11 protein-coding genes and 1 pseudogene are annotated in these 9,573 nt (G+C 56.3%); 1 reads left to right on the forward strand and 11 read right to left on the reverse strand.

The genetic code is table 11. The features are described 5' to 3' along the window. Positions 1–228: 228 nt before the first annotated feature. Positions 229–579: a plasmid mobilization protein gene (locus P406_RS07175; protein ID WP_046235793.1), complete on the reverse strand. Its 351-nt coding sequence runs from the start codon at positions 577–579 to the stop codon at positions 229–231. A gap of 343 nt (positions 580–922) precedes the next feature. Between P406_RS07175 and P406_RS07180 the strand changes: the two genes are divergently transcribed. Beyond that, positions 923–1,345, forward strand: a complete 423-nt coding sequence (locus tag P406_RS07180) for a hypothetical protein (protein ID WP_046235794.1) — start codon at positions 923–925, stop codon at positions 1,343–1,345. 26 nt (positions 1,346–1,371) lie between these two features. Here P406_RS07180 and P406_RS07185 read toward each other — a convergent pair whose 3' ends face one another. From P406_RS07185 to P406_RS27285, 10 genes and pseudogenes are all read right to left on the reverse strand, one after another. Next, positions 1,372–1,944, reverse strand: coding sequence for a hypothetical protein (locus P406_RS07185; RefSeq protein WP_046235795.1), 573 nt, complete (start codon positions 1,942–1,944; stop codon positions 1,372–1,374). Then, positions 1,941–2,675 (reverse strand): StbB family protein, encoded by a 735-nt coding sequence (stbB, locus tag P406_RS07190; protein WP_046235796.1) that lies wholly within the window; start codon positions 2,673–2,675, stop codon positions 1,941–1,943. The genes P406_RS07185 and stbB overlap by 4 nt, the downstream gene beginning before the upstream one ends. Positions 2,676–2,981: 306 nt before the next feature. Beyond that, complete coding sequence (locus P406_RS07195) at positions 2,982–3,587, reverse strand: single-stranded DNA-binding protein (RefSeq protein ID WP_046235797.1); 606 nt, start codon at positions 3,585–3,587, stop codon at positions 2,982–2,984. 63 nt (positions 3,588–3,650) lie between these two features. Further along, entirely contained in the window at positions 3,651–4,415 is a 765-nt protein-coding gene (locus P406_RS07200) for a hypothetical protein (protein WP_046235798.1), read from the reverse strand. A 27-nt stretch (positions 4,416–4,442) separates the two neighbouring features. Next, complete coding sequence (locus P406_RS07205) at positions 4,443–6,608, reverse strand: type IA DNA topoisomerase (RefSeq protein ID WP_046235799.1); 2,166 nt, start codon at positions 6,606–6,608, stop codon at positions 4,443–4,445. 27 nt (positions 6,609–6,635) lie between these two features. Further along, positions 6,636–6,998 (reverse strand): TrbM/KikA/MpfK family conjugal transfer protein, encoded by a 363-nt coding sequence (locus P406_RS07210; RefSeq protein ID WP_046235800.1) that lies wholly within the window; start codon positions 6,996–6,998, stop codon positions 6,636–6,638. A gap of 49 nt (positions 6,999–7,047) precedes the next feature. Then, positions 7,048–8,691 (reverse strand): type IV secretory system conjugative DNA transfer family protein, encoded by a 1,644-nt coding sequence (locus tag P406_RS07215; protein WP_046235801.1) that lies wholly within the window; start codon positions 8,689–8,691, stop codon positions 7,048–7,050. Next, the gene (locus P406_RS07220) at positions 8,691–8,930 is read right to left on the reverse strand and encodes a hypothetical protein (protein WP_046235802.1); all 240 of its coding nucleotides are present in this window, start codon (positions 8,928–8,930) and stop codon (positions 8,691–8,693) included. The genes P406_RS07215 and P406_RS07220 overlap by 1 nt, the downstream gene beginning before the upstream one ends. A 124-nt stretch (positions 8,931–9,054) precedes the next feature. After that, positions 9,055–9,411, reverse strand: coding sequence for a hypothetical protein (locus P406_RS07225; RefSeq protein ID WP_046235803.1), 357 nt, complete (start codon positions 9,409–9,411; stop codon positions 9,055–9,057). Positions 9,412–9,420: 9 nt separating this feature from the next. Next, positions 9,421–9,573, reverse strand: a pseudogene (locus P406_RS27285) (P-type DNA transfer ATPase VirB11); the annotation flags it as partial.

The raw sequence follows: 9,573 nt of genomic DNA on the forward strand, positions 1-9,573 counted from the left end.
GTAACAGCTTTAAGCGTAGATTCGGCTACAGCGTCTTCACGAAAGCTAAGCGTGAACGTCAAGTAACGGTCCTGGCCGCAATCAGGGATACTCTCATATATAGAACGGGTTAAATCGAGGTCGCCGGATATCACCAGGCGATGATCCAGTTCATCACGAGTGAACTCACGCCCTGACTTATTGCCTTCTTCGAGATATTCCTGTGCGCCAATGTTGTACCCACTGGGCCTAATCAGCATCAGAGACCCCTGCTAACAGCAGGGCCTCAATTGACGTCAACTTATTCAGCCAGAGGATGTACGTCTTTTCAGAAATAACGCCACGGCGGTGTGCAGCATTTACCTGATGGGCCAACTGGTTAATGTTGTTGCTGGTTTTGTTATAGAAGAACAGCAGCCGGTGATAGTCCTGTGGCTTGGCCGCTTTAACATTGAAGGTGAGTTTGGCATTGATAAAAACGTCACGCAGGAACTCGGAAGTCGTCATGCCTGCGTCCTTGGTCTTCCTGAGTATCTCGGTGTGATCATCCTCACCCACACGCAGGGTCAGGACACGGGTCTTTGGGGGCTGCTCAGCCATGGGGCCTCCGACGATGAATGACGTGACTGATTTACTGACTGATGACTAACAACAAGCGCAGCGCTAACGCTCTGCGGGGTTTCAAAGGGGTTTCCCCTTTGGCACGGCGATGTATTCGGGGGGGCGCTTCATCCCCCCGTATACATCGGTAACGTGCCTGTTTAGCGAATTCGAGATAGGGAGTCAGCAGGGTGAACCTGCGGGTTACATCAGAATTGCATCTGAAATGCTCGGGATTACATCAGTATTACTTTAAATTGCGTTTTTCTACATCAGTGTTACGCTCGAATACGACAGTTTTACATCACATTTACATCACTAAGAACGCAGCAAGAGGCAAATCGTGGCTCAAGAAACCGAAAACCGGCGTGAGGCGTTGGCAGAACTGGCCCAGGACAGCAAAGCCAGGTCCTACACTGCGCAAATCCGCGACCTGTATGACGTGATCGAAAACGCCCTGAGCTCAGGTGTGAGCAGGACGGTGATTCATCAGAAGCTGGTGGATACCGGACTCGATATCAGCCTTCGTCACTTCGACCAGGCGCTGTACAGAATTCGTAAAAGCCACAAACGAGCCGGACAGGTTAAACACCCCCTGCCTGAAAAAAGCGACAGCGCAGCGATCAGAAATACCGCGTTGCCAGATAGCGATAAGACCACACCAAGGGCCAACATCAGGCAAAGCATGAAGCAGATCAGGGAGGAGGTGGAAAACACGAACTGGGCCGAAGTCATCAGTGACGCGAACAGAACTTCAAAGCCATGACAGGGGTATGGTTGTTAGCTCCGTAGTTACGGCGTGAACTGTTTTTTAATGGCAGACGGTAGTGTATCAATGACCGCCTGCTGTTTTTTGTATTCGTGATAGAACCATCGATTGGTCTCATTAACGTCCTGAGCCTTAATCGCTACCCAACCCATTGCACACACTACCGCGATGCTCACGGCCACAAATCCCGCCAAGACGATGTAATTGAACCGTGAAGCCTGTGTGTCACGGAAGTTACCGGATAAAGCACTTACTCGCTTTTCCAAGTCATCGATTTGGATCGCTGCGCGCTGCAATGCAGGTTCGAACACTCGCTCTAAACTCTGGTGAATGGCAGTGGACATTTCCAAAGCAACGTCCACACCTGCTTTGGCGGCAGTCGCTTGAATGACTTCCTTTGTCGTTTCTTGCAAAAGCAACGCCGTGTCTTCCGCATCTTCTACAGCGTCGGCCACAATATCCAGAGAATCCCTCATCGATAGCTCAAGCAACTGCGGTATGCGTTTTACATCATCGTGCAAACGACCAACATCGCTCAGAAGCTCAATGATCAGGGCATCACGCGCAGTAGTTGGGACAGCTTCATGTTCACTCATTTGATCACCTCAATGCCAAACAGCGCTGTGAATACCGCATCAAGCTTGCGATTGACGCCTTTACACAAGAGCTTCAGTCCGTACATATCGGACCAACGATCACGCTCTTGTGCGCTGGCCTCTTTGTCCTTCAGAAGTGCTTTGTAGTCGGTGTCATCGTCCATGACGCTTTGCATTGAAATGCGGTGGATAGACAAAGCGTCAAACAATTCTGATTCGAACACGGCACATTCTGGGTTCAACGTGAAGACACTGCCGCGCTGGTGAAAAGCAAAGATAATTGGAAACTCTGTTTTCACATCTTTTTTGACACGATTGAACAATACAAGAATCTTTTCAGGAGGTACGCCCAGAGAGGCGAGGCTGCCGATCATGCTGACTGTTTCTTTTTGCTCCTTGGTGCCCGAGGTGACAGGGATCACGAAGTAGTCGACTTCTTCATGAGCTTCGTCAAACTCCTCCAGGTTGGCCATAAAGTCTTCAACGTTGGACGCTCCGACATCGATGATGGCCTGATCCTCAAGCATGAGTCGTTTGAACAGCTCGCGGAATGCGTTGCCGCGCAGCTTCTCTACATCCAGGCCAAGGTTCTCTGCCGTTTCGTTGATTGACTCAATGGCATAGAGCGGCGCACCGCCCATTCGCGGCCACAACAGGTTGGCGGCGATGGTAGTTTTACCAACGGTGCCGGTGTAGTTAATGACGACGACTTTCTTTTTGATCGCTTTCATCTGGGTAATCCTTGAATAGAGGGGGTCGCACCGGGTAATCACTACTCGGTGTGCTTGATCTGAAATTTGTTGATGCCGGGCGGTTTGAACACCAAGGGCGCGGCCCTTGTCATCCCGCAACGGCCGCGTTGACCTCGGGAGCGCGGGGTGGTGAAGCTACCCCACACTCCCAAGGTGAGCCTTTTCTGAACGAGGTAGCGTCAAGTGTGCGCTGCGCCCGTGCTTCCGTTCGCCGCGACGATAGAGCGCGTCACGACGAGCCGGGAGCGCGGCACCTGACGTGGGCAAGATCGCTGTGTGGGTGGGTCAGACCAGCATCCAGTTGAACCGGTAAGGGTCCATGAAGGGGATATCGGGATCGGGGCCGTCAAAATCCCCGGCAGGTTGCGGTGCAGGCGCTTTGGCCTGAGTCTGCTTCCCTGATGCACGTGGCGGTTTTGGTGCAGCTTTGCCTTTGCCGGACGATTTTTCCAGTGCCGCCTGTTGGGGGGCTTGTTGCCGAGGGGGTTCCTGGTGATCGCTGTCACCGCTGCCGTGGCCGTTCTGCCCTTGTTGGGAGTCGCCCTGTGGACGGCCACCGAGCAGCTGCATGGTGCCTTGCATGTCCACGACGATTTCCGTGGTGTAGCGTTTGATACCGTCCTTTTCCCATTCGCGGGTTTGCAGCTTGCCCTCGATGTAGACCTGCGAACCCTTGCGCAGGTATTCGCCGGCGATTTCGGCGCTCTTGCCAAACAGCGACACGCGGTGCCATTCGGTCTTTTCGACCTTCTGACCGGTCTGTTTGTCAGTCCATTGCTCACTGGTGGCCAGGCTCAGGTTGGTTACCGCCGTGCCGTTGGGCAGGTAACGACAGTCAGGGTCTTGTCCGCAGGTGCCTACCAGGATCACTTTATTGATTCCACGCGCCATGATGCGCTCCTTCTTCAATGAGTTCTGAAATGGGGTGTGAAGGGGTGTGAGAGACCTACGGACTTACCAAAAGGCGTCCATGGCGATACGTTCACAGCTTGCCAGTTGCGCTTCATGTTCCTCGTGGAAACGCTCGTAACGGTCCATATGTTCTTCGCAGAATCGCTCCAGGGCGTCGGGCTGTAGGCGCGGCGAATAGATCAGCGCCGGTTCGGCGTCGTCATCCACAAACTGCTCGGTACCATCGGGAAACATCAGTCGCCCAACACCTCCTAGCAAGATTTCGACGGCAGTGGTGTGGGGGGCGTTTTTGCTGGCGTCGGGGTCAAAATGGATTGTCGTGTTCAGCAGCTCGCGGCCCCAGGCCGACGACTGCGCAGCTGGGGCCAACATCAAAACTGTTGTGCCGTCTGCCCACAACTCAAACTCTGCAAAACAGGTGTCGCAATCTACTGGACGCCAAGTCATTTCCCACCCTCTGACATTGACGATATCGACGGTTGCGGGGGTTTCGCAGTTGGGGCACTGCGCAGTCATCGTTTCCCCAGGTGGCCACTGCGCAATGCGCTCGGTAAAGGTCTGTGCAAGCCAATTAGCGTCCGCAGTCAGGACAGTCACGTCGAATGGGTCTTTCATCAGCGCCTTGATGATCTTGGCCACCCAACTCGGATGTTTCGCCATTTGTGCCTGAGCGTGTTCAAGTGCCTTGCGGCCCAATGCCACGGCTTCAGTATCGTTGCCTGGAATCGTTGCTGTTACTGCTACAGCCTGGGCCTGAAGCGCTTCAAGGGCGGCATACGCTCCCTTGGGTAATTTCTCGTCTGACATAGCAAATGCCTCCGTTGAGGAGAGGGGTCATGCGCGCGTGGGTTTGCGGCCGTATACGAATTCCAGCTTGGCTTCTTGATTGAGCTTCAGGGCCGCTTCAAAGGACTTTCCGGTTTTCTTGCTGTGAAAACCCTTCAGTACACCGGTCTTGCCCGTCGTCAGCAGCGCCTCGATCTGGCCGGGGGACAGCATCTTGCCGCTAACTTCTGGGTAGAACTTGAAGGCGCAGGCGCGACAGCCGATCACTCGCGGGGTGACAGCCAGTTCACTGCCGCACATGGGGCACTGGGCGTTCAGGCTATCCAGTACCGGCTTACCGTCGCCTTGCACGTTGCCCAGATCGATGTTCTGCACCTGGTCTGCAATGAAGGACTCCAGCTCGTCCAGGAACGCGTCGACGGTCAGTTCACCGGCCTCGATCATCTGTTGCTGTTCATGCCAGAGCGCGGTCATGTCTGGCGTGGTCGCAATCGCTGGCAACGCGGCGATGAACTCCAGACCCAACGCGGTAGGGATCAGTTTTTTCTTTTCTACCGCGTAGAACCCACGCTCCTGCAGCTTGGCCAGAACCGCGCCACGGGTCGCCGGAGTGCCGATGCCACCGTTTTCGCCTTTCTTGCCCTGGTCACGATCGATCAGCAGCTGCTTGATGCGCGGGTCTTTCACATACTTGGCGACTCGCCGTAGGTCCTTGAGCAGCTCGGCTTCGGTGTATAGCGGCAGGGGCTTGGTCTTTTCCTTGGCCACCGTAATGCCGTCGCATACCCCGGCGTCACCGACTTTCATATCCGCCAGCGCATCGAAGGGGCTCGCAACCTCGGCAGCGTCTGATGCGTCTTCGTCTTGCTCGTTTTCTTCAGTGACCTGCGCCGTCCAGCCGGGCTGCGTCACTTTGGTGGAGCGCGCAACGAAGGTGTGTCCGTTCACGCCAAAACGCACCTCGGCGCTGAGGTAGCGTTTTTCGGGCAAGAACTGCGCGACGTAGCGTTTGACGATGGCCAGGTACACGGCGCGTTCTTCGTCACTCAGCTGGGCAATGTCGATCTTCACTGCCGTTGGGATGATCGCGGTGTGCGCCGAAACCTTGCTGTCGTCGAAAGCCCGGCTTTTGCGTTCCGAATTTACTTCGGTGAACATCCCGGCTAGATCCGGCAGTGCCTGGCTAAGCAGGCTCAAGGTCTCCGGAGCCTCGGCAAATTGTTCGTCGGACAGGTAACTGCAATCGGACCGGTTGTAGGTGATGGCCTTGTACTTCTCACGCAGCGCCTGGGTCAGGGCAAGGGTTTTCTCGGCATCAATGCTGTGGGTCTTGCTCATGTACACCTGCAGGTCGAGCAACGCGAACGGCAAAGGTGCCGGGGTTTGCTTCTCCTCAACACGGGCCTCGATCACGTCTGCAGGTTTCTGCCGGCACGCATCGGCCACCTGGGTGGCATACGCCTCGTCGATGATGCGGTTCTTGTCATCAATTGGGGCATCAGCAGCCACCACGAGGCGGGCCTGGGGACGACTGTTACCAAAGGCCAGGCTTGCCGCTACCGTGTAGTAAAACGCACTGGCGTGACTCTTGTTGGCCAGGTAGCGGTTCACGATCAGACCCAGAATCGGGGTTTGCACGCGACCCACCGACAACACGCTTTTGACACCCTTGGCCCTACCGGCCAGGGTGCAGGCGCGGGTCATGTTGAAGCCGTACAACTGATCACCAATGCTGCGGGCCAGTGCCTTCTGGAACAGGCCGTAAAACTCGGTGTTGTCACGCAGGCCGTCCAAAGCTTTGCGGGCGGCATTGGCGTTCATGTCGTTGATCAGGATGCGTTTGACAGGCGCGGTGTTGCCAAAATGCACCAGGACCTCGTCGACCAGCAGTTGGCCTTCGTCGTCCGGGTCACCGGCGTGGACGATTTCCGAGGCGCGACCGATCAACTGCTGGACGATGCTCAGCTGGTCCTTGGTTCGTGCGATGGGCTGGTACTTGGCCGGGCGCAGCTTCAGAGGCAGGTCGGCCTGAACCCAGTTTTTATAATCGGGGTTGTGCACCTCAGGCGGGGCCAGTTCGAGCAGGTGGCCAACGCACCAGGTGACGATGTCGTGGCTGCCACACTCGAAATAGCCGTCCTTACGTATGACGGTGCCCAGCGCCTCGGCAATGACCTGGCCCAGGGCAGGCTTTTCCGCAATGAATACTCGCATGGTGTTCTCCTTGTCAGGATCTGGGGCTTATCCCCGGACCTTGCCGAACTTGTCGTTGATTTTTTGGGTGTAGCTCTGATCAGCACCGGGGCAGCTGTTGAGGTAGTCCTGGCGCGCCGTGGCGGTCTGGCTCCATTTGATGTTCCCGTGCTTCTTGACCAGGATGCTGAAGTAGTCCTGTTCGGCGCTGCGGCACTCACTGCCACCGCTGTTGCCGGTGAACTTGCCGTAGAGGCACAGCACGGACTTGCACGGATCACCGGCGAAAGCTGAGCCACTGCCCAGCAGGCACACTGCGAACAGCGCGCAGACCCGCGTTTTGCCGCGACCGCGCACGGCGTTGCCGGCGGCCTGACCCTGGCGGTCAGCCGTTTTGCTGTAGGTATTCATGTTTTTGCTCCTGCAGGCGCTTGGGTGCGCCGATGGGGGACTACATCGGTTAGCGGGTATCGTGAGCCTGCATAGGCTCAGGATCCGGCTCGACCTCGGGAGGCAGAGCCTTGTCCGCTTCGACCTGGACGGGTTTGGACGCGGTCTCTTTGGGGTTCCAGCGCTGCCGTTGTTCGGCCTGCATAGGCTTGGTGTCGGCCACTGCCACCCTGGCTTCGACGGTGCGGACCGGCACGGTGAGCGCGTCGATTTTTGAGGCATCACCGACAGGCAATGGCGGTGGCGGCAGCTTTTCTCGCGACTTGAACACCTCTTCCTCGTAGTAAAAAATCTTGCGAGCCAAAATCTTAAGGGCGGGCGTGGTTTTGGTTCCTTGTACGAAGATCAACTGTTTGTCATAAGGCAGCTCGTTGATGTCTTGGGGCAGCATCAAGGGCCGGGGCTGTTCGCTGTAACTGTCTGTTTGGCCTCGCGCACCCACCTCGTGCTTTTGCCTGTTCAACGACTGGTTATGGACGCGCACCGTGGTATTGCCCAAGCGCCTGCTGTACTCCTCGGCCAGCTTGATATCACCAGGGGCGAACACGATTTCGTTGTGAATCGCCTTCATGATGGCGTTGGCAGCTTCCTCGCCATAAATAGCGCGCAGCTGATCCTTTCCCTGAAAAATGAAGAAGAACCTCAGCCCCGCGCCTCGGGTCAATGCAGGCGCAGTCTCCAAGATTTCAATACGGCCCATGATGGCCAGCTCATCCATCAATAGGGCCAACTGGTACTTGTAGCGAAGCGTGCCGTCTGCACAGTGGCCGCCTTGCTCTGGTATGACTTTGGAGTTGAGCCGTATGGCCTGGGTGAAGAACAAATTCATCAGCGGGCCATACTTCTTCAGCGAACCCTCGGTGACGCTGAAGTACGCGGTCATCTTTTCTTCACGGGCTTTGGACAGGTCGATGTCGTCCCCTGACACTGCCCAGGCCACCGTCTTCTCGGCATACACCGACAACACGTCGCGCACGATGTCCACGGTGGTGGACCATCCGCTGCTCTTGTTTTTCGAGGCCTCAAGTACACCGTTTAGCTCGCGCAGTGTTTCAACGGTCAATGCATTAGGGCCGGTGCTGCGCAGCTCGATGATCTGTTGGGCCCACGTCCCCATCCCGGTACCCAAAGAGCCAATTTCATAGGCTTGGGGCAACGTGAAAGGCATGTCCGGCGTCTCCATCAGAAACAGCAGTACGGCGGTGAAGACGTTGCCCGCCTTGTTGTACCACTCCTGGTTCTTGGGGTTGTCGGAGACGAACAGCACCCTGGCAATCGTGCGAATCTCCCCCAGCCGGTAGAGTGGATCGCGGTTGATCGCGCTCAGGGGGTTCCAGCGGTGCGTTTCCAGGCGTTCCGGCGAAAAGCGGTAGACCTTGTGACCTGCTGATGCACGAAACCCCGAGGTGATTTCCCAGTTTTCGAATTTCGGATCGTTGACCACCATTGAATCGGGGTAACTGAGCAGGTTCGGGATCACGGCCCCGACTCCTTTCCCGGTGCCTGGTGGTGCGGCCAGCATCACGAACTGTTGCCCGTAACTGGCCAGAAACGAATCCTCAGTGGGGTGCTTGCCCAAGAGGAACGCGGGATGCTCATCGATCCGTTTTTGTGGGTTGGTCGGGCTGATGGGTTTGGATTTAGCTCTGGCCATCAGCGGCTCCCTGCTTGACGCTCAATCGCCTGGGCTTCGTTGCTTTGGGCCTGAAGGCTTTGTTGCAGGGCTATGGCCACCTGCTGATTGGCCTGGATCTGCCTGAGCGATGCATTGATCTCATCGAGCTTTGCGAGTGCGATATAAATTCCCCAAACTGCAATGAAGACAACGCCCAGCGCAATGGGCGAGGGCAAACCCAAAAAGAGAAGGGGTTTCGATTCTTTTGATTGTTCCATTGGGGCTCTCCTGCAAGGTGCTTCCGGACACAGCTCGGCTACAGGCGGCTGATAGCCGTCTGCGTGGCGGTGCATGGAAAGGTTTGAAAATGCGTGAGTATCAGGGGCGATGCGGGTGCAATGCCTACTTGCTGGTGTTCTTGTACTCGCCTTGATACTCGAACTGGCGCAGCTCGCGGTTGTTGGCAAAACGGGCATCACCGTGCAGCGAGGTCTTGGGATTCAAGCCTATGAAAACGGCCATCAGCGTGATGCCGACCGGCAAGAAGGTGAGGGCAGCGGTCACACACCATGACCACGGCACATACAGCATTCGCATGTCGTTCCAGGGCAGCTTGCGGGCATCCCACAGCGTGTCCCAGGACAAGCCCGCGAAGTGGCCTTGAGTCAGGTGCAGAAACATCGCCCCCCCTGCGTACAGTCCGATCACGAAGCACACAGCCATCATGAACACGATTGATAACGAGACTTTCCACCACATGGCGCTCTCCTAGGCGGCTCGTAGACGCTGGCCATTGAGCAAGGCCAGCTTGTGTTGGGGTTCGTAATGCACTTCTTCGATGTAGGTATCTTCCATGTACACCACCACGTCGAACGAAGTCCGTACCAGGCGTTCGATGTACTCGTAATCCAAGCCTTTTCC

The sequence above is a fragment of the Pseudomonas syringae pv. coryli str. NCPPB 4273 genome, from assembly GCF_000972175.1.
Taxonomy (GTDB): domain Bacteria; phylum Pseudomonadota; class Gammaproteobacteria; order Pseudomonadales; family Pseudomonadaceae; genus Aquipseudomonas; species Aquipseudomonas syringae.